Genomic DNA, 21193 nt, shown 5'->3' with positions numbered 1-21193 from the left:
CAACTCGCTTGATTTAGCGCGTATTCGACATCTCCCATGTGATCGTCGCCGATTTTTGACCGGCACTGACAAGGTCGAATTGATCGATCACGAGCTGACTTTCAGTCACACGCTGGTGACCGTTCATGTCGGCCATCACTGTGGTCGTCGTGTTGTTATCCTGCAGACTGACCCACTGGCCCCCGGCTCTGAACTTCAGGGTCACACCACCCGGCCGGTAGCCGGCCCCGAGGTCAAAACTGCTCAGTCGAGCGGTCACCCGCGCAACCTTAGCCTTATCCGTGTTAAGCACCGTCAGCGCGGAATCCGCACGCCCGTACACCGTGGTCTGCCGCGTTGCGATGGCTTCAACCGTCGTACTGCCGAAAGTGAAGTTTGGCGCTGCCTGCAGCGCGTACTCATGGGCCTTAGGCTTCGGCAACGCTAGCGTCGCCTTGCGCTCATGGGCCGCGCCATAGAAACGGGCAGTGGCTGCCGCCTGGTTCGCAGTCGTGCCTTTGGCCACCACGGGCACGTCCACGGTGATCGACTTGGTCTTCTTCGCGTCCAAGTCACCGACTGCTACCTTGGTCAGTGTATTGGTCTGACGATTCTCGATCGTGGTCGTTCGCCCACCGATCCGCAACGTGATCCGGTTATTGACGTTGGCCAGTTGGTAGTTCTTCGGCACCGCGAAGTCCGCCTTCACCCCGCGCCACTGACCTTTGCCTTCATAGACGATCTTGTAGCGCAGGACCAAGGTATCGTTCACCCGAACCACCGCGTTGGGCTTAAGCTGATCGCCCGTCTGTGCGATCGTCCCGTGGTGAGCGGTCGCTGCAACGCTTGCGGCCCAGTGATCGGTCTGCGGCTTGTCGGCCTCAACAGACGGGGTCTCGACTGCTGCTGGCAGCGTCACGACTGGGCTCGTCGGCGCCTCAGGTGTCTCTGCGACCACTTCGTCTTCTGCTTCGACCACGATCGTCTCCGCCTCGCCTTCAGGAACAGCCACCTCTGGCGTTTCTTCAGGGGTCACTGGGGCCGCTTCGCCCACCGGCGTCTCCGCGGCGGCATCAGCCACCGGCGCGGCGTCGGGGGTATCAGTGCCCTCAGTCGTCACCGGGGCCGGTGCTTCAACGGCTAGAACAGTGTGAACGGCCGACAGCGGGATGGCCAGCGCACACGCCAAGGTCACAACGGACATCAGTTTGTTGTGTCGCATATCATCCCTTCTTTCCTTTAGCACGTGACACACCAGAAATTAGGCCGATGAGCGCGATTCCGGCTGCCGCAACGCCAATGCTGGACGTCTCGCCTGACAGCGGTAGCGCCGTCTTCTCTTTGGGTGGTCGCTTATTCGTGATCACGATCCCAACGCCATTGCTAGTTGTAACCTGCTCCGCCGCTGACACTGGTCGACCGGCCACTAGCATGAGCGCAGCAGCGATGACCGTGAACAGGGCTAAGGGCATTTTCAATCGCATTGCATTCCCTCCTTCGTCTCTCAAATAAAGAGCCGGTGGCACCATGCCACCGGCTCACAGTCAAGGCTGTGACTGTATTTGTAGGGTAGATTATCAGCGGGTGGACGCCAGCATCCAGGTCACGGTCCCGGTATAGGTACCGGCCTGAACGTCATGTTGGCGTTCAATGCGCAGGTCCGCTGGGTTCAGGGTGTATCGGCCGACCCCTGCACCTGGGTGCCGGTGATCGGTGTTAAGCAGCGTCTGGCTCGCACCGCCCGCATCCAGCCATGTGTGGGCCCCAGCCTGCAGTGGCATACTGCTATTTCCATCACGACGCAACGCCAGCATCATCTGAACCTTGTTCAGCTTATTTGTCTTCCCGCGGTTGCGGCTGGTCAGCTCGCTCAACTTGGCGGACAGTTCCCAGCCGTTGGAATCGCCACGGAAGTCGGACAGTACGATCGTCTTTTGGCTCTTATCTGACAGGCGAGAATCAACGTAACCTTGGCGTGAGGTCAAGATGTCTTCGACCGTCACCTTGTTGAAGCTCAGATTCGGAACAGCCTTTAATTGCAACGTGCCGCCTTTGATCTCAACAGATGCATTCGTCTGCTTAACGATCGGACGAGCTGGCGCGTCAGCTTCGTCTGCCGATACCCCAACACCGGCACCCATGCTCATCGCAACGGTAGGAAGAACTAACAGAGCGGCAACTAAACCCTTCTTCATAAACAAAAACCTCCTAAGATTGTGAGTGACAACTAACTTACAAATATAATCATAACGAGATGATCTTCAGCGGCGCAACTCGGAGGTATCAAAAAACCAATATTTTTTATAATTTATTTTCTATAACACACTTATCTAAACAAATGCAAGTGATACATATGCTGAATATTAGTTTTTGAAATAATTTAAATCGGTTAATTATGCAAAGAAAGCCTAGTGAATCAATTAAAAAACCAATGGCCTCACGCCATTGGTTAAAGAGTTCCAAGTCTATGAAATTAACGAATTAGAAAGGCACAGAGGACAGCGTCCAGGTTACCCGGCCCGAATACTTACCCGCCTGAATATCACGACGACCAGCAACATCTAACGTTGTTTCAGTAACGGTATAGTAATTTTTTCCCGCCCCAGAAAACCCGTTTTTGCCTGGGTCAAGAACGTCTGCAGATACCCCCCTGCCGATAGGGATGATTGCACCACCCGTCAGTTGACCTTCCCCCCAATCGTCAGTCGCATTAGCCCGTTTAAGCTTAAGGTTCATCTGTCCGTGTAACTGGTGACCTTCCCGGTTAACGATCGAACTGACATCCGCAGTCAGCTTCCAGCTTCGACTATCACCTCGGAAATCCTCCACACGAACCATCTGGTCTTCCTGACCGGCCAGTTTTACAACCGTTGTTAGATTGGTGACCAATTCCTTAACTGACACATCTCTAAATGTAAAGGTGGGCACTTCTGTCAGAGATAGCGAGTCAGAATTTACGTTGATCTCAGTCTTAGAAAGCGCAGTTTCTTTGAGGTCAGGTGTCTCAACGTCCGCCGAGACGCCAACCCCGGTCCCCATGCTCATTGCAACGGTCGGGATAACTAAAAGTGATGCGAGTAGACCCTTCTTCATAGACAAAAAACCTCCTAAAATTTTGTGCAACAATTAACTAACAAAGTTAATGATAACGGGATGCGTTTTCCGTGCGCAACCAATAAGCATCTAAAAATGATATTTTTTATAACTATTTTCGTATATCATATCAACGCATCTGACTGCAACCAAAGCGCCTTGGTCCCGGGCCTCACAGCGATTCCTCTCGGTCATCCTCAGTGCCTATGGCTGTAAGCAGTACAAAAAAAGACGCCCAACTCGCCGTCGGGCGTCAATTCATCTCAGTTATCGGTATCGAGCCACTTCCAGGTGTAGTGTAGCGACCCATCCGGCGCGGTGAACGAGTAGGCAGTCGCTGGGCGGCCAGAATCGCCTTGCGCGGCCTTCATTGCGGCAATCGCCGCATCCATCGTGTCATAAGGGCCGTTGACGACCGGATCCTCACTGACCGGGTCGTTCGCGGACGCAGGGTCTTTCGTCGTGGACGATGACGTTGCAGCCGGCTCGGTCGTGTCAGGCTTATCCGCGGCCGCATCGCTGTCCGGCGCACTGGTCGTGTCGTCAGCCGCCGGGGCCGGCTTGACAGGCGCGGTCATCGGCTGGTCAGCTGCCGGGGCCTGATCTGACGACGCGGCAGACGTCGCGGTATCAGGCGCCTCACTGGTCGCAGTCGACGTGCTCGCACTTGATGTCTCAGACGTGCCCGCAGCATCACCGGTGGTCCCGGTCTGCGGGCGCTGCGGTGCGAGGGCTGCGACTTGCGGCAGGTAGAGGGCCTGGAAGCCCGGGGTCTGCACGGCGCGGATCGCCGCTTCAGCCTTGGCGCGCTTGGCGGCGTTGGTCGGTTCGGCCTTGGCGGCGTGCAGTGCCTGCAACGCCGCGACCTGGCCGTCGATCAGTTTGACCCGCGGCGCCAGGGTCTGGGCGTACTTCGGCTGGCTGCGCTTGAGCTTCGCCAGCGTCGTGCGCAGCGCCTGATCGGAGTAGGTCGCATCCTGGATCACCGCGTCATCGCCGAGGACGTGCTTGATCTCAGTGTCCGCAGCCAGCAGTAGCTTGGCTGCGTCCAGCTTGTCACTGGCCGCCGCGTATTCAGCTTGTTGGTCAGCCGACAGCGTCTGTTGCACGCGATCCAGTTGGGTCTTCGCGTGTTCGGCGCGGTTGAGCAACGCGGTCGCCAGGTTACTGTCCGGTGCTTGATAAAAATCGGCGTGGGTCAGGTCACTGGTGCTGGTCGTAAAGTCCTTCAGCGCCGAAACATGGGCTGAACGGTCCTGGCAGGCCACCAGGATAGTCGCCGCCACAATCGCCACCGCGCCGGTCAACCAACGTGCGAGTTTCATAGCATCCTCCCCTTTGAATGCGTTTTGTCTCAAAAATAGTTTTATTTATAAGATAGATTACCCTTTTTCACCGACTAAAACAATAGCGTGTGCACAATTAATTCGTTGAACGGGTGAGCGATTGGTGGTGCCCACAGGTGCTCACCGCAACGGGCTGTAGCGTCCAGGCGCCTGCTTGACGCGGCAGATCATCACGCGGATTCTGGGGCCGCGGACTGCGGCCGAACTGGCCGTCCGCCGTGACTCCCAGGGTCAGCAAGCGACCAGCCGCCCCCAGCGGCGCCAGTGCTTGTAACAGGTGGCTGTACGCTTGGGCGATCTGCTGATCGGCACCCGCAACCGCGCCGCGCAGGTTGCCGGTCGCCAGCAGCACGTCGGCATCGGGATGTGTCGCCAGCAAGTGCGCGATGAACGCCAGGTTACTGATCGACGGGAGCGGATGTGCCCCCGCCGTACGGTTGACGCGCACGGCGTTGACACGATCATAGGCGTTCAGCTGCCGCTGGGTCAGCGGCGTCAACGTACCGTCCACCAGCCGCCGCTGCCAGTTCTGCCGGCCGTACACCGCTGCTTCATCGCGCAACACCCCAGCGCGCAGGTAGCGCGCATTGCCGGTGACGACCGGCACGACGTTGACGCACAGCAGCGCAGCATACTGACGCGGAGCGAATTCGATCAACCGGGCGTAAGTCTCCTCCAGTATCGACGGCAGCATGATACTCGGGTGCTTCATTACGACGATCAGCGCCTGTTCACCGGTCAAGGTCAGCGGTTGCCCGGCCACGGTCGCCGTGCGCCGGTCGATGAAGAGCCCATAGCGCATATAATTGACGATGCGCGGCGCGCCGGCCGCTGAGACCACGGCCTTGAGGTTCAGCTCACCGGCGATCGGGGTCGGCACGTCGCAAGCCGTAAGCTGCGCAGTCACCTGGACGCTACGCGCCGGTGGCGTCTGTGCCCACTGCCAGATATGCCCCGTCGGCTCCGGGACGGTCACGCCTGCTGTCATCTCACGCACCTCCTTGTCGACTATATTGTAGCAAGTTTCACAATCAAACGGCAGTCCCAATCGTCAAATCAGTCTTGAGGCGGATGTTCCTGGGCTAGCAGCCGCTATGATGAAGCTATGGAGGGGAGCAATCATGAATATTCTAGTCGGTAGCGCGTTTTGTCTGTTAGCTGGGTTTCAGATCTGGATGGCCGTCCGTAGCACCCGACACATCGTGAGCGGCCAGGTACGCACCACGAACGCCTTCATGCCACTGGGGCTGTGGTTCGGCTTACTGATCGGGATCCTGTTTCTCGTCGTCGGCATCTCTGCCTTCTTCGTCTGACTGTGCTATAATCACGACATCACTTGTCAAGAGAGGAGAATTCGATGCCATTACTCGCGCTTCTACTCGACGCGGCGGCCTTCGGGCTGTATCGACTGCAACCGACTGGCGGTCCGGCGACCCTATTCGGACTGATCGGTCAAGGCGCCCTGGCGCTGATCCTGCTGATCATGACGTTCGGCTACAAAGGCAAGCGGCTGGGGTGGTTCAATTTTGATACCTGGACGCACAACTTCACCCTGCGGTACGCGCTGATCGTGCTCTCGCTGATCGGCAACGCCATCTTGCTGTTCCTGTATTACCTGAGCTACTCCGGCGCCAACAACTTGTTATTTCAGGGTTAAAAAAAGTTTCTCGTCAACTGACGGGAAACTTTTTTGATGCCATCGATTCAGTCGAAGCGGACCTGGACCATCGCCAGGTGTGGCAAGGCGACCGGGATGATCACCTGCTCGCCGTCGTGCGCCAAGGTGACGCGCTCGGTGACGACTTGGTCGCCACGGCGACTGATCACGGTCGCCGTGGTCGCAGCCAATGGCTCAGCGGGATGCCACGTGATCTGCGCGTAGTCATCCAGCGTGAAGTTGGCCGCCCACAGCGTCAGGTCGTGTTGGGTGGTCACGACCAACTTGGTGTTCGGCATCCCCACGAGGTAGTCGACCTCGGTGAGCGCCGCGAGGATCTGCTGATAGAGCCCCTGCTTGAAGCCAACGTACTGCGACTCCCAGCCGTACTTAGGATCTTGATCCATTGGCATCACGACGATGCGGTGGTCGATCACCGCCATTACGTTGCCCAGCCGTTCGGACTGCGCGTTGTAGGCGTGGCTCCAGATTGCTACGTCGGCGTCAGTGGCGTAGTCAAGCTGCAGGTAGTCGCCGGTATGCTGCAACATCGTGACGCGCGGGGCGTCGATGCCTTCGACCGTATGGCCGTCCGCCGCCTCATACGACTGGTAAGCCGTGCGCACGCGGTGCCACTGACTATCGGTGATGTGCAGGAGCGCCTGCAAGCCACGGTCGATCAGCACCTGGACGGACTCCCCGTCTAGCAAGACCACGTTATCGTGCAAGAGTTGGCGGATCGCGTCATCGCTGAAGTTGCGCAGCAGCTGGCCGCTGATCGCCAACCGCGCCCCTTGGAAGCGGCTGTCGGGCTGCACCGGGGTGATGGTGGTCGAGAAGCCAAAGGTGCCCAGGAGTGCCGCCCAGTGCGTCTCGTGCGGCAACAGCGCCTCCGGATCCGTCCCGCCTTGGGTGTGCAGCGTGTAGCTGGAGTCTTGGTCGACCAGCACCTGGATCCCCCGGGTCTGGCTCATCTGCAACCGCCGCTCGGTGATCGCATCGAGGAACGGGCGACTGGCCGCCAGCATCTCCGCGTAGTGATAATCGTCGTCGATCCCGTTGCCGATCATGTCAAAGAGGTTCAGTAAGATGCCGCTGGCGCCAACCAGTGCGGCGGTCTCGATCTGAAACTGAGTGAACGCCACGGACTTGACGAATGGTGAGTACATATAGTTCTCAAGCTCCGGCAACAAGATCGCGTCGTCGCCGAGGTAGGCCGCTGTCGTGCGCGTGTAGTCTTCAAAAACGCGCGCGTACTTCAGCGGCGCGATCTCGTTGTACGCCGGTAGGTGTGGCCGGGCGACCCGTGGGTGCCCTGCCCCGCGCAGGTTGTCGAACAGCCCCGCCCAGTCGCGGCCTTCGATCGCGTGCCAGTTCGGGAAGGAGGTCATCTGCGCCAGGTTGGTCTCCGGTGATACTGCGTGCACCGCTTGTTCGATCTGGTGGACGGTGACCTTCATCTCCTCGCGCGCAACGTCGAGGTAGACCTGGCGCTCAGCGCTTGGCGCTCCTGGTGCGACCATCGCCTTGACGAAGTCTTCCCGACTGATCTGACGCCCGAGCCGCGCCTGGTACAGCGCCATGTGTCGGTCGCAGAAGCACCCCATTTTCAGCGGGGTGTGGTTGTAGTGGCGAAAGTCGTCTTCGAGCCACAGTTCTTCTGGGTGCAGCGTCGCGTACTGGGCGTAACGCGCCGCCAAGTAGTCACGCCAGACCGGGTCGGCCGGGCAGGCGATCGAGGTCGCCTGCTTCCCGTGAATATCGACGAGCGTCTGGAAGCCGATCGACGGATCGACCACCTGCCCGCGGTCACTGTGCATGATGGTGGTCCACGGGTTCAGGCTAGTGGTCACCCCCAGCGTCGCCAGGTGGTCGGCCAGCGGTCGGATCGCATCCAACCACACCTGGGTCTGCGCCGCGGTCAAGTGACTCGCGTTCAGCTCCTCGGGGTTGATGAAAAACGCGACGTTGTCCACATGGGCCTGCTTCACAAAGGCGAAGAGGCGCGCATCCTTAGCCGGCGTGTTCGTCCGCGGGTCGAGCGTGTAGCGCAGGGAATACTTGAACATTGGATCTCCTCCAGTTGTTTGACTTTACTAAAAACCAACAGTTGCGGCGGTCTTCGCCTTCAACCGGTTACATTGTAGCATAGCCCCCGCCAAAAAGAAGCCCGCCGGTGAATTTGTTGTTCACTTTTTTACCAGTTTTTAGTAAAATACAGTCAGTAAGCCGAAAGGGAGATGAGACTCATCGCGACCCTCAAAGATATCGCAGAAGCCGCGCATGTCAGTAGCGCCACCGTCTCGCGCGTCCTGAACGCCGACACGTCACTGCAAGTCAGTCCGGAGACGCGCCAGCGTATTTTTGCCGCGGCGGAGGCCCTGAACTACACCAAACACCAACACCGCAACCCGAACAGCGCTGGCACCATCGCGCTGGTGCAATGGTACTCGGAGGTCGCCGAGACCAATGACCTGTACTACCGCGCGATCCGCTGGGGCACCGAGACTCAGCTGCAAGCCGACGACTTCACGATCGCCCGCGTCTTCTCTAATGAGACGCTGCCCCCGGCCGGCGAACTCGCCGGTCTGATCGCGCTGGGCAAGTACTCCCCCGATCAGCTCGCTGCCTTCCAGGCGCTGAACAAGCCGCTGGTGATCGTCGACCAAGACACCTTAGCGCAATCGATCAGCTGTGTGACCACCAGCTTCGGGGACCCCGTCGACAAGATCGTCGCACACTTTCTCGCCACCGGCCACCGCCACATTGCAATGATCACCGGCGACGAGGCAACAAGCGACGGGCTCCCGCTGGAAGACCAGCGCCTGATCGCCTTCAAGCAGGCGATGCGCAGCCGCGCAACGCTAGATGAAACGCTGATCTTCCACGGTCAGTTCACCATCGAAGGTGGTTACGAGACCATGACGCGCATCATCGAGACGCATCAAGACGCGTTGCCCAGTGCGTTTTTCGTCGCGAGCGACGCGATGGCGATCGGAGCGATCAAAGCGCTGCAGGAGCACCACATCGCCGTGCCGGCGCGCGTCAGCGTGATCGGCTTCAACGATCTGGCCGTCGGGCGCTTCTTGAACCCCAGCCTGAGCACCGTGCGCGTCGCCACCCAGATGATGGGCATGAGCGCCGCTCGCCTGCTCAAGGATCAACTCGACGGATTGGCGACGACGCCGACGCGTCTGACGCTCGCCAGCGAACTGGTCCTGCGCGACAGCAGTCACTGACTCACCTTGTGTCTTAACGCCATCCAGGCAACTCACTATAAGGAGGATTTTTGATATGGATACACAAGCACTGCGCACCGGCTTCAGTGAGGTCTTCGGCACCGCGGCCACCCACACCTACTTCGCCCCGGGCCGGATCAACCTGATCGGCGAGCACACCGACTACAACGGCGGCCACGTCTTCCCGTGCGCGATCAGCCTTGGCACCTACGCGGCCGTCGCACCGAACGACGCCGCTGCCTTCCGCCTGTTCTCCGCCAACTTCCCGGACGCCGGGACCAAGGAGATCCCGCTGGCTGAGCTGACCACCGCTAAGGACGGCGCCTGGACCGATTACTTCAAGGGCATGGCGCAAGTCCTGCAAGCCGCCGGCGCGACTTATGCGACCGGGCTCGACGTCTACATCGAAGGCAACCTGCCGAATGCCTCGGGGCTGTCTTCGTCGGCGTCCCTGGAGCTGTTGACCGGGATCATCCTCAAGGACACCTACGGGCTGGACGCGACGATGCTGGACCTGATCAAGGACGGGCAAAAAGTCGAGAACCACTACATCGGCGTCAACTCCGGGATCATGGACCAATTCGCCATCGGCATGGGCCAGAAAAACCGCGCCACGCTGCTGGACACTAACACACTGGAATACGAGTCCCTGCCGCTGGCCATGGGCAACAACGTGGTCGTGATCATGAACACCAACAAGCGCCGCGAACTTGCCGACTCCAAGTACAACGAACGCCGCAGCGAGTGCGAAGAAGCCCTCGCCCGGCTCCAGACCAAGCTTGACATCAAGACCTTGGGCGACCTGACCGTCGATGAATTCGACCAGTCCACCTACTTGATCTACGACGAGACGCTGATCAAGCGCGCACGCCACGCCGTGTTCGAAAACCAGCGCACGCTCAAGGCCGCTGACGCCTTGAAGGCAGGCGACCTCGACCAGTTCGGACGCCTAGTCTCCGCCTCTGGCGTCTCACTGGCCTATGACTACGAGGTGACCGGCGTGGAGCTGGATACCCTGGTGACCAACGCGTTGAAGCAGCCCGGGGTCCTCGGCGCCCGCATGACCGGCGCCGGTTTCGGCGGCTGCGCGATCGCCTTGGTCGACAAGGCTGCGGTCCCAGACTTCACCGAAGCGGTCGGCCAGGCCTACCTCGACACGATCGGCTACAAGGCGGACTTCTACGTCGCTGAGATCGCAGACGGCCCGCGCCAGTTAGACTAACGCGCAACAGACGAAAGGAAGCAATCCATATGACAATCGCAGTTCTCGGCGGGGCCGGCTACATCGGCTCCCACACCGTCGCCCAGCTGATCAAGCACGGTGAAGATGTGGTCGTACTCGATAATCTGATCACCGGCCACCGCAAGGCCGTCGACCCCAAAGCCCGGTTTTATCAGGGGGATATCCGTGACTACAAGTTCTTGAGCCAAGTGTTCCGCCAGGAGAAGATCGACGGGATCATCCACTTCGCCGCTTTTTCCATCGTGCCGGAGTCGATGAAAGATCCGCTGAAGTACTTCGACAACAACACCGGTGGCATGATCACGTTGCTGGAGGCGATGCACGAATTCGGCATCAACAAGATCGTCTTCTCCTCCACCGCTGCGACCTATGGCGAGCCGCAGTCGATCCCAATCAAGGAAGACGACCCGCAGATCCCGACCAACCCGTACGGGGAATCCAAGCTCGCGATGGAGAAGATCATGCACTGGGCGGACGTCGCGTATGGGATCAAGTTCGTCGCCTTGCGCTACTTCAACGTCGCTGGCGCGATGCCCGATGGTCGCATCGGTGAAGACCACCACCCCGAGACTCACCTGATCCCGATCATCCTGCAAGTGGCCGCCGGCACGCGCGACGGGCTGCAGATCTTCGGGGACGACTACCCAACACCGGATGGCACCAACGTGCGCGATTACGTGCACGTCGTCGACCTAGCGGACGCACACATTCTCGCGATGCAGTACCTGAGCGCTGGGCACGACTCCGACGCCTTCAACCTCGGCTCGGCCACCGGCTTCTCGAACCTGCAGATCCTCGAAGCAGCGCGCAAGGTGACCGGCCAGCCGATCCCGGCGACCATCGGCCCGCGGCGCCCGGGTGACCCGAGCACGCTGATCGCCGCCTCTGACAAGGCGCGCAAGGTCCTGAACTGGCAGCCGCAGTACGACGACGTCGAAGCGATCATCGCGACCGCTTGGAATTGGCACGAGCACAAGCCAGAAGGATTCGGTGACAAGCTGTGACCGCCGTAGAACACCACCTCGATTACATCCTCAGCCACAATCCAGACTACACGGCACTCGACCGCATCTACTTGAAAAACCGCGTGCTCGCGCTGGTCGGCGACGCCGCCGCCGATTGGCCCGGCGCCCCAGATCCGCTCCACAACCTCGATGCGCTCGTCGAGGCCGCCGTCGCCAACGGCACCTGCCCGGCAGCCAGCTCTGCCCGCGCGATCCTCGAAGCCGAGCTGATGGCCCTGGCGACCCCGGCCCCAAGCACCGTCAACGCGACGTTTTGGGCCCAATACCAGCTGAGCCCGCAGACCGCGACTGACTGGTTCTTCGCGCTCAGCCGTGCCAACAACTACATCCAGACACGCGCGATCGCCAAGAACCTCAAGTTCCCAGCGCACACGGACTATGGCGACCTTGAGATCACCATCAACCTCTCGAAGCCGGAGAAAGACCCGAAAGACATCGCCGCGGCGGCCAAGGCCACCAGCTTCAGCTACCCGACCTGCCAGCTGTGCATGGACAACGAGGGCTACCGGGGTCGAGTCGACCACCCGGCGCGCGCGAACCACCGCATCGTGCGCTTCACCCTGGCCGGGGAGACCTGGGGCTTCCAGTATTCGCCTTACGCCTACTTCAACGAGCACGCGATCTTCCTGGACGCCCGCCACACACCGATGAACATCAGCCGTCAGACGTTCTCGAACCTCCTCGATATCGTCACGCTGTTCCCCGACTACTTCGTCGGCAGCAACGCCGATCTGCCGATCGTCGGCGGCTCGATGCTCGCCCATGAGCACTACCAAGGCGGTCGCCACACCTTCGCAATGGCCGTCGCCCCGGTCGAAAAGACCCTGCCGCTGCCAGACTATCCGGCGGTGACCGCTGGCCGCGTCCGCTGGCCGATGAGCGTCTTGCGCCTGACTAGTCCCGACCGCGCGCAGCTAGCCGACGCCGCCGAGCACATCCGCCGAGCCTGGGCGACCTACAGCGATCCCAGCGTGGACGTGCGGGCCACGACAGACGGTACCCCGCACCACACCGTCACCCCGATCGTGCGCCGCGTCGACGGGGCGTACCAGCTCGACTTGGTCCTGCGCGACAACCAGACCAGCGCGACGTACCCCGACGGCATTTTTCACCCGCACCAAGACGTGCAGCACATCAAGAAGGAAAACATCGGTCTAATCGAAGTGATGGGCCTCGCCGTGCTACCGGCGCGCCTGCGCACCGAGCTCGCTGAGGTCAAAAAGTTCCTGCTCGGGCTACCCAATGAAATGGCTGCCGCGCACCGACCGTGGGCAGAGGCCCTGGCAGCGCAGTACGCATGGACCCGCGCCAACGCCGATGACCTGCTGAACCAGGCGGTCGGCCAGGTCTTCAGCCGTGTGCTCGAAGACGCCGGCGTCTTCAAGCGCGACACGACCGGCCAAGCCGCGTTCGACCGGTTCTGCGCGACGCTGTGACCGGCGCCTCAATTCAAAACAGCGCTCCCCGAGATTTTCGCTCGGGGAGCGCTGTTTGCCTTTAGCAGCCATTCGCCGGCTCACGCGCGCCGCTTCGGTCGCCCTTAAGGGGGGACACACCCAGTTGCTCAGGTACCGGCCAGCGCTTGGCGATCGCGGCTCAGTCAGGGCGCCGCCGTCACACGGACAGGTATCGCCGCGCTGAGCGGCGTCGCGGCGGTCGGGGTGGCCTTCGGTGCATCACTGGTCACACCGGCTCGCGGCCGCACAGCGGCAGTGGTCAGCGGCTTCTTATCGTCTTGAGGCCGAACCGGCGCCACCGACCGCTGCGCACTGCCCGCCGAGGCCACATGGTCTGGTGTCGAGAAGTCTGGCGGATCGACGGCCAACAGGTCTCTGATCGCGCTTGGCGCAGTCGAAAGACGATACTGCGATCTTTGGCGGGATTTCGACGAGTAGGTGAACGCGATCAGCCATCATATGCCCTTCAATGATCTTAACGTCCTTGTACGAAAAAAGTTGTTTGATGAATTCGATGAGGTCCTTTCGATATTGATAATAAATCATCTTCCGCCTATACTCTGGGGGTCAAGACAATGTGGCACTTGCAATTCTATTTCGTGTGAGCGAGTGAGTTTGCTTGGTTTGCCATATATTTCTTCTCTTCTTCTCGATTATGCAGTGTGGCCTGAACACCTACACTCTAATCTAGAAGGAGAGTTTTTGTATAACTTCATTGACTCCACCCGCATAGCGGGTGGTTTTGAGGCAGGCGCGTTTCCGCGCGCACCAGGCTAAAGCCCATTAAAAAAGCCCGTCATCGCATGATGACGGGTCGTCGGTCGTTCAATCAGCGTCGGCCGCGGCTTGCCAGTGCGCGAGCACATCGCGGTGTTGCCAACGCTTGTAGGTCTCAACGACGATCAGTGGCAGCACGCTGGTCAGGCCGACCACACCCCACTGCGTCAGGGTCAGCGGGACCAGGCCCAGCCAGGCGCCGAGCGCCGGCACGCTGACGAGCGCGATCAGGCTCAAGATGATCACCGTGCAACTGATGGTCAGCGCTGGATTGGTCCGCAGCGTCTGACGGGTGAGGCGCTGGCGAGTCTTGATTGCGAACAGGTCCAACACGGACCCGATCGCCAAGACAAGAAATAGCATCGTGACACCCAGGGCCGGTGAGCCGGCCGGGCCGAAGCGGCCCAGCGCGTAGACGCCGAGGATCAGCACCACGTATGTCGCGGTGCGGACCGCCACCCGTCGGCCGAGTCCAGCCCCCCAGAGGCTCGCGGTCCGCGGCAACGGCGGCTGGGCCATCAGCCCCGCCTCGGCGGGTTCGCGGTTCAGGAACATCCCAGGGATCCCGTCGGCTAACAGGTTGACGATCAGCATCTGCTCGGCGGACAGCGGCGCACCCCAGCCGATCGCCACCGCGACGATCATGGTGAAGATCTGGGCGAAGTTCACTGACACGAGGAACTCAACGGCTTTGACGATGTTCTGGTACACCGTCCGCCCCTGCCGGACGGCCCCGACGATGGTGGCAAAATTGTCATCGGTCAGCACGATATCTGCGGCATTCTTGGCCACCTCGGTACCGGTGATGCCCATCGCCACCCCGACATCCGCCTGGCGTAGCGCTGGTGCATCGTTCACCCCGTCACCGGTCATCGCGACCACCTCGCCGCGCGCCTGCCAGGCCTGCACGATGCGGAGCTTGTCCGCCGGTGTCGTGCGGGCGAACACATGGACGCGGTCGATCACCGCGGCCAGCTCGGCGTCATCCAGCGCGGCCAATTCCGCCCCCGTCAGGGTCAGGGCGCCCGGCGGCAACAGGCCGATCTGGCGGCCGATCGCCTCGGCCGTCGCAAGGTGATCCCCCGTGATCATCACGGTGCGGATCCCGGCGGCCTGCGCCGTGGCGATCGCTGCCGGCACTTCCGGCCGGGGGGGATCGACGATCCCGACCAGCCCCAGCGGTGTCAGATCGGTCAAGTGCGTCTGCCAGTCCGGCCCAGGATCGGTGTCAAAGTACTTGACCCCGGCGGCCAGCACCCGCAGGCCCGCCTCGGCCATCTCGTCGTGCACCGCCTGTCGCGGCGCGCTCGCACCACTCAGTGCCAGCCAGTCCGGCGCCCCTTTGACCACGGCGAGATAGCCGGCCCCATCACGGTGCAGCGTCGCCATGTGCTTCGTCGCGGAATCGAACGGCGCCTCAGCCACCTGGGGGTAGCGCGCCTGCACATCCGCCAGGGGGACGTGCTCTGCGACGAAGCGTGTCACGGCGATATCTGTCGGGCTGCCGGTGAGCGTCCCGTCTGCTGCGGGTCGGACCGCCGACGCCAGCGCCCACAGCTGGCTTTGTGCCGCGATCGTTGCGTCAGCCGCTGCGACCGCGGGGCCTTGCCCCGGCCAGAAGCGGGTAACGGTCATGCGGTTTTGCGTCAGCGTTCCGGTCTTATCCGATGCAATCACGGTCACATTCCCGATTGTCTCGACCGCCGGCATGCGCCGCACGATCGCGTGCTGCCGCGCCATGGTCTGCACTCCGGCGGTCAGGCTGAGGGTGACGATCACCGGCAGCGATTCGGGCACGGCGGCGATCGCTAAGCCGATCCCGAGCATCAAGCCCTCAGCCGGTGAGTCCTGGTACAGGCCGAGCACTAGCGCGATCGTCAGCAACCCACCGAGCACGGCCACCAGAGACAAGCGCTTGCCGAGCTGATCCAGGCGGCGGGCCAGCGGCGTCTGAACGGGCGCGGTGCGCGTCAGCATCCGGGCGATCTGACCGAGCTCGGTCGCCATCCCGACGCCAACGACCATCGCCGTCGCCTGACCGGTCAGGACCGCCGTGCCGCTATACAACGCCGGGGCCTCATCACGGTCTTTGCCGACCGCTTCGCTTTCGCCGGTCAACATCGCTTCGTCGACGGACAGCGCGGTCGCGGTCAGCACGCGCGCATCGGCCGGTACCGTGTCGCCGGGCCGCAAGCTGATCACGTCCCCGACCACCAGCGCGCTTGCGGGGACCGTCTGCGCCTGGCCGCCGCGGATCACCGTCACGCTCGGCGGGTTCATCGCCTTGAGGCTCGCCAGCGCTTGCTCCGCGCGCCCTTCTTGAAACACGCTGATTCCGACATTGAGCGCAACGATCGCGCCGATCACTAGGGGTTTGACCCACCCGCTGTCAGTCGTCAGTGCGAGGTACGTGGCCAAGCCGACCGCGACCAGCAGGATCATCGCGGTCACGTCGCGCAGGTGGTGGCCGATCCGCCGCCACAGACCCGGCGCCTGGGCCTCGACCAAGACGTTCGGGCCGTCGCGCGCCAGGCGGGCGGCGGCGTCTGCCGCGGTCAGGCCAGTGTGGGGATCGGTGTTGAGTTGGGTCGCCAATTCATCGGGGTGGCGACGGAACCACTGAGCATTCAATTGCGTCATATGGGCCTCCTCTTGGGGGGTCTTCAGTGACTACCTACTTTAATTATATTGGACATGATTATATCGTGCAACCAATCGGCTAGATCCGCCCGTTCCACCGCCGCCGCAGGGCCCCAAGCGGACGCCAAAAAAGCCGCCCGCAGGCGACTTTGGACCGTTAATCCCGGTGGGGCAGGTGCAGGCGGCGCGCCGGCATCGTCTGCAAGAACGTCGTCGATAGCACCAAGAGCCCGCCGACCACCTCTGCGGCGCCGAAGCGCGCATGGAAAAACAGGATCGAGACAAGTGTGGCCGACAGCGGCTCGAAGACGTTCAGCATCGCCACCGTCGTCGGGCGCAAGTACTTCATACTCTGCAGGTACAGCAGGTACGCCAGGAGCGTCCCAAAAATTGTGACGTAGCCGATCCCCAGCACGATCGGCCACGTCAGCGCCGGGCCGCGGTGCATGACCAGAAGCGGCGCCAGCACCAGCCCACCGGCTAACATACCGCCACCGGACACGACCAGCGCGTTGAACTGCCTCAGTAGCTTCGCTGGCATCAACGTGTAGATCGCCGCCCCCAGACCCGCGCCGACGCCCCAGAACAAGCCCGCTGGCGATAGCGCGAGTGAATCGAGGCGGCCGTGTGTCACCAGCAGGAAGATCCCGGCGAAGGCGACGAGGATCGACACCACATCGACGCGGCGCGGCCACTCCCAATGCCGCAGCGCCAGGTAGCCGATGATGAACACCGGCCCGAGGTACTGCAGGACCGTTGCCGTCGGGGCGTTGCTCGTCGCGACGGCGGAAAAATACGTGAACTGCGACACGACCACCCCGAAGACGCCGAAGCCCAAAAGCGCCCACAGCGCTTGCGGGGTATGGGCGAGCCGGGTCAACGCTGGGCGCTGACGAACGGCATTGTACGCCATCAAGAGGCTCCCGGCGCCGAGTAACCGCACCGCGACCAGCCAGTCCGGCCGGATTCCAGGCTGTTGGAAGAGCCACTGCGCCACGTTGCCCGAGACGCCCCAGAACATCGGGCCGAGGATCGCGAAGCACAGCCCTTTTTGTTGATCAGTCATCACTTAACTCCTTACGCATCGTCCAAAAAGTCCAATGCGCTTATATTACCAGCGTCTCGGGCAAAATGATACCCCCAGAAGCACCTCGTCTTCACAGCCAAGACCGCGGCCACTTCTGTGACGGCCTCGCACGTCCGGGCGCATCGCGGATAGTCACGGATCGCTCGGTATCGCCTGCTCACGCAGCCGGCGCTCGTCGGTCGCCGCCAAGGGCGTCCACCCCGGCCCGTATAACTCCGCGGCGACCGTCGCTGACTGCGGTTGCAGGCGGACGACGAACCACTGCCCCGTCGTCGGTGAGGTCCACCACTCGTAGGCGCCAAACTGCTTATCCGTCGCCGACCAGTGGAACCACAGGCTGGTCCACTGACCGTCCGTCAACTGCTTCAGCTGACTGGGCGGTCCGGTCTGCATCTGTGCCAGCGCGGTGCCGGTGAACAGCTCTGGCTTGAAGGCGACCCCCGAGACGGTGCGGTGGCTCGCCCAGTAAGCCCACAGGATCACCTGGCTGCCAGCGTGCGGGTCGGCATCAAGCGTCTCGATGCGCCCGACCTGGGCGGCGGGACCGAAGAAGTCGTCGTGGAACTCCACCTGAGGCACGTGGACACGCGCCACACTAGATTCTGTAACCCGCGAAGGCGTAGGGGCGCTGGTGTCGCCTGAGTCGGGCCACAGCATGCTCGCCCCGCGGATCAGCACCAAGAGGACGATCCACCTGAGCACCACTTTGCGTCGGCGGGACTTGGGCCGCGGCAACTCATAGACGTGCCGGATCACCCACCGCCGCAAGTCGTCTGGGACCAGCCAGCGCGGCAGCTGCCGCCACAATTTTTCTGCGGCCTTGGTCGTCGGGGCGAAGACCATGCTGATGAACGCGTACATCGCCGCCGGGACAGGCATCCCGCTGGCCGTCGTCGGGCGAGGCATCGACGCGGTCAGCTGAGTACCGGTCATCACGGCCACATACGCCTCGATCAGCTGACGGGCCGGATCGGTCGAGGCGACCTTGGCCAACTGGGCCTCGATCACGGCGAGCGCGTCGACCGGGAGTCGGGGCGCCAGCATCAGCGTCGCGCCAGCCAGCAAGATCGCCGTGTCCGCGTCGATCAAGGGCCCGGCCAAAAGCTGCTCGCACACCGCTGGCAGTGCGTCTTGGGCCGTCGCGTCCGGCGCGTTCAGCAGCCCATACAAGCGCAACCGCGTGCGGTACCACTCGGCCTGTTCGTCAGCCGGGAGCGTGAGCGCCGGCACGTAAGCCATCGGCGGCACCCCCACGACTTGCTGGTGCCACTCGCGGGCCGCCGGCAGCGCCGTCGCGTCGAGTCGCTCGAGGGTATCCGCGATGGCGGCCTGCGCAGCCGGCGCGATCAAGCCCCCGTTGCCCCCGGCCGTCAGCCAGGCGAGCAACCGGGTCACCCCGGTGAGTTGCGTGTCCAGGTCGGCTTGCCGCAGTCGGTGCAGCAGGGTGTGCCACCCGGTCACATCGCTAAAATAGCGTCCGGCCGCGATGAACTGATCGAACTGGGTCGCCCAGTCCACCAGTGGCGTCTCGGCCAGCGCCACCGCCTCCGTCAGCGAGTCACCCGGCTTCCACGTGGTCCCGGGCGCAGCCGCGCTTGCCCATGTCGGGGCCGGGTCGGTCACCGGCGCCCAGGCCGGGGGGTGCACGGCGGCTGGCGGGGAGGCGAACGTCGGCGGCTGCGGCGCGCTTGGTGGCGGATCGCCCGCTTGGCCCTCATCGGGCGGCACATCGTCCGGGGCCGAGGCGCCTGCGCTGGCCGCGTCCTGGGCCGCCTGCAGAGCCGCGCGGTAAGCCTGCGTCAGTGCCTGAAAGGCCGTCGGGTCGTGCCGGTCGATCTCGCGCAGCCGCTTCGCGTAGGCGCGGCGGATCGCCGCCGCATCGGTGGTCGGCGCGCTTCCCAGCGTTGTCCAATCCGCAGCAGTCATGACCAGTCACCGTCGAGCTGGGCCAAAAACGCCGTCACCGCCTGCTGAGTGCGGGCGATCTCACGCGGATCCTGCCCGTCTAACGCGCTACGAAAATCGACCATCGCCGATTGGATCGTCGCACGTACGGTCCCGGTGTGCGCCTCGTACGCGCGCGCCAGCTGGGCCAGCAGAAACTGGTTCGCCGCCCGGTCCTTAGGCAGCACCTTGAACGCTTCCAGCTTCTTTAACGACGCGTCGATCGCTGCTTGGTCCAGTGTCTGCGCATCCTGGGTGATCACCAGCTCGCCCTTGGCGCCGGAGGTCTGGTCCTCTGCCTCGACCAGGAGCACGCCGTTGACATCGTACGAGAAGCGCACGGTCAACGGGGCGTCAACCTTGTGGCGCGACTGCAGCGTCAGGGTGCCGATGTGCAGATTGGCCGACGCCTGCGGATTTTCGCCCTGATAGACCGAAAACTCGATCGTGCGCCCGCGCCCCGCGGCCGTGAAGGTCCGCGTGATGCTGATCGGGATCGGCGTATTGCGCTCGATGATCGGCGCAAACACGTCGTGGATCAGCTGGCCCTTCGCGTCTTCGGCCACCGTCTCGATCCCCAGCGTGTAGGCTGCGACGTCGGTCATGATCAGCTCAGCCTCAAGCGCCGGGTCGGACTCCAGCTGCGTCTGCAGGCTGGCGCCTTGGGCCACGACCTGGTCGGGCTCAAGGCTGACATCCGGCAGGCGGCGAAACAGGCGGGCGACCTCCTGGCGCACCACCGGCATGCGCGTCGCCCCGCCGACCAGTAGCACCCGGTCGATGTCGCTGAGGGTCAACCCCGCGTCGCGCATCACCCGCGTGATCGGCCCTTGAAGGCGGGCCAACAGCGGGGCGCACAGCGCGGCAAACCGCGCACGATCGATCGTCAGCGGGTAGCTGGTCTCATCGAGGGTGATCGTCGGCGTGACCGTCTCGTCTGTGCTCAGCTGCTGCTTGACCGCGTCGAACTGCGCGTACAGCTTCACCCACTGCGCCGGTTCGACCGACTGCACGCCCAACGTGTTGGTGATGAAGTCTTGGCACAAGGCGCGCGTGAAGTCGTGGCCACCGAGGTAGTTGTCCCCGGCGATCGCCTTGACCTGCACCACCCCTTCGAACATGTCGAGCAGCGAGACGTCGAAGGTCCCACCGCCCAGGTCGAGCACCAGGAACTGCTCGGCGTTGGTTCGGTGCAGCCCGTACGCCAGCGCGGCGGCGGTCGGCTCGCTGATCAGGCGCTGCACCGTCAGGCCGGCCAGGCGCGCCGCCTGGATCGTTGCCTCGCGCTGCTGGTTATTAAAATACGCCGGCACGCTGATGACCGCATCTTGCACCGGCTCACCGAGGGCTCGCGTCGCGTCTGCGACCAGGGCCTTCAGCACCAGCGCCGAAAGCTCCACCGGCGAGTAGTCGTGCCCGCCCAGCCGGTACGTCTTGGCGGTCCCCATCTGCCGCTTGAACTCGGCGGCCGTGTCGCGGCCTTGGTACTGCCAGGCCTTGGCGACGGCGCCGACGACCAGCCCGCCGTCGTCATCGACGCCGACCACTGACGGCGTCAAGACGCTGCCAAGGCTGTTGGGGATCAGCTGCACCGCCGTGCCGTCCCAGTACCCAATCAAGCTATTGGAAGTCCCTAGATCGATGCCCACTACTGTCATCGTATTGTGCCTGCTTTCTTCCCCGTTCCCCCGGTATCGCTATTCTAA

At 62.5% G+C, this 21193-nt stretch carries 17 protein-coding genes and 1 pseudogene; 6 read left to right on the top strand and 12 right to left on the bottom strand.

Going from position 1 to position 21193, the window contains the following annotated elements; genetic code table 11:
• Positions 1-13 precede the first annotated feature (13 nt).
• The 6 genes from HII33_RS05765 to HII33_RS05740 form a co-directional block, all read right to left on the bottom strand.
• Positions 14-1201 (bottom strand): hypothetical protein, encoded by a 1188-nt coding sequence (locus HII33_RS05765; protein ID WP_179394861.1) that lies wholly within the window; start codon positions 1199-1201, stop codon positions 14-16.
• A gap of 1 nt (position 1202) precedes the next feature.
• Positions 1203-1463, bottom strand: a complete 261-nt coding sequence (locus HII33_RS05760) for an LPXTG cell wall anchor domain-containing protein (RefSeq protein WP_179394860.1) — start codon at positions 1461-1463, stop codon at positions 1203-1205.
• A 93-nt stretch (positions 1464-1556) separates the two neighbouring features.
• Entirely contained in the window at positions 1557-2174 is a 618-nt protein-coding gene (locus tag HII33_RS05755; RefSeq protein ID WP_179394859.1) for a WxL domain-containing protein, read from the bottom strand.
• A 286-nt stretch (positions 2175-2460) separates the two neighbouring features.
• On the bottom strand, positions 2461-3072 hold the full coding sequence (locus tag HII33_RS05750; RefSeq protein ID WP_179394858.1) for a WxL domain-containing protein: 612 nt from the start codon (positions 3070-3072) through the stop codon (positions 2461-2463).
• 263 nt (positions 3073-3335) lie between these two features.
• Positions 3336-4397 carry a hypothetical protein gene (locus HII33_RS05745; protein WP_179394857.1) on the bottom strand — a complete coding sequence of 354 codons (1062 nt, stop codon included), beginning with the start codon at positions 4395-4397 and terminating at the stop codon, positions 3336-3338.
• Positions 4398-4494: 97 nt separating this feature from the next.
• Positions 4495-5406, bottom strand: coding sequence for a metallophosphoesterase family protein (locus tag HII33_RS05740; protein ID WP_179394856.1), 912 nt, complete (start codon positions 5404-5406; stop codon positions 4495-4497).
• Positions 5407-5539: 133 nt separating this feature from the next.
• Between HII33_RS05740 and HII33_RS05735 the strand changes: the two genes are divergently transcribed.
• Together HII33_RS05735 and HII33_RS05730 are read left to right on the top strand one after the other, a co-directional pair.
• Positions 5540-5731, top strand: a complete 192-nt coding sequence (locus HII33_RS05735) for a hypothetical protein (protein WP_179394855.1) — start codon at positions 5540-5542, stop codon at positions 5729-5731.
• 44 nt (positions 5732-5775) lie between these two features.
• Complete coding sequence (locus HII33_RS05730) at positions 5776-6075, top strand: hypothetical protein (RefSeq protein ID WP_179394854.1); 300 nt, start codon at positions 5776-5778, stop codon at positions 6073-6075.
• A gap of 47 nt (positions 6076-6122) precedes the next feature.
• On the opposite strand, the gene HII33_RS05725 is transcribed toward HII33_RS05730, so the two are convergent.
• Complete coding sequence (locus HII33_RS05725) at positions 6123-8144, bottom strand: hypothetical protein (RefSeq protein ID WP_179394853.1); 2022 nt, start codon at positions 8142-8144, stop codon at positions 6123-6125.
• Between the two features lie 171 nt (positions 8145-8315).
• Between HII33_RS05725 and HII33_RS05720 the strand changes: the two genes are divergently transcribed.
• From HII33_RS05720 to HII33_RS05705, 4 genes are read left to right on the top strand one after another with little or no spacing between them, the layout of a single operon-like run.
• Complete coding sequence (locus tag HII33_RS05720) at positions 8316-9314, top strand: LacI family DNA-binding transcriptional regulator (protein WP_179394852.1); 999 nt, start codon at positions 8316-8318, stop codon at positions 9312-9314.
• A 55-nt stretch (positions 9315-9369) separates the two neighbouring features.
• Complete coding sequence (locus HII33_RS05715; RefSeq protein WP_179394851.1) at positions 9370-10536, top strand: galactokinase; 1167 nt, start codon at positions 9370-9372, stop codon at positions 10534-10536.
• 29 nt (positions 10537-10565) lie between these two features.
• Positions 10566-11561, top strand: coding sequence for a UDP-glucose 4-epimerase GalE (gene galE, locus HII33_RS05710; RefSeq protein ID WP_179394850.1), 996 nt, complete (start codon positions 10566-10568; stop codon positions 11559-11561).
• Positions 11558-13018, top strand: coding sequence for a UDP-glucose--hexose-1-phosphate uridylyltransferase (locus HII33_RS05705; protein WP_179394849.1), 1461 nt, complete (start codon positions 11558-11560; stop codon positions 13016-13018). Before galE ends, HII33_RS05705 begins: the two co-directional genes overlap by 4 nt.
• Positions 13019-13435: 417 nt before the next feature.
• Here HII33_RS05705 and HII33_RS05700 read toward each other — a convergent pair.
• The 5 genes and pseudogenes from HII33_RS05700 to HII33_RS05680 all read right to left on the bottom strand — a co-directional run.
• Positions 13436-13616 (bottom strand): annotated as a pseudogene (locus tag HII33_RS05700) (transposase); the annotation flags it as partial.
• 248 nt (positions 13617-13864) lie between these two features.
• Complete coding sequence (locus HII33_RS05695) at positions 13865-16456, bottom strand: cation-translocating P-type ATPase (protein WP_179394848.1); 2592 nt, start codon at positions 16454-16456, stop codon at positions 13865-13867.
• A 157-nt stretch (positions 16457-16613) separates the two neighbouring features.
• Positions 16614-17522, bottom strand: coding sequence for an EamA family transporter (locus tag HII33_RS05690; RefSeq protein ID WP_179394847.1), 909 nt, complete (start codon positions 17520-17522; stop codon positions 16614-16616).
• Between the two features lie 153 nt (positions 17523-17675).
• Complete coding sequence (locus HII33_RS05685) at positions 17676-19469, bottom strand: hypothetical protein (protein WP_179394846.1); 1794 nt, start codon at positions 19467-19469, stop codon at positions 17676-17678.
• Complete coding sequence (locus HII33_RS05680; protein ID WP_179394845.1) at positions 19466-21145, bottom strand: Hsp70 family protein; 1680 nt, start codon at positions 21143-21145, stop codon at positions 19466-19468. Before HII33_RS05680 ends, HII33_RS05685 begins: the two co-directional genes overlap by 4 nt.
• Positions 21146-21193 lie beyond the last annotated feature (48 nt).

Origin of the sequence: Lacticaseibacillus absianus, from assembly GCF_013407595.1 — a bacterium.
Lineage (GTDB): Bacteria > Bacillota > Bacilli > Lactobacillales > Lactobacillaceae > Lacticaseibacillus > Lacticaseibacillus absianus.
Note: the sequence above shows the minus strand (reverse complement) of the source record. Positions and strands in the feature narration are given on the sequence as shown.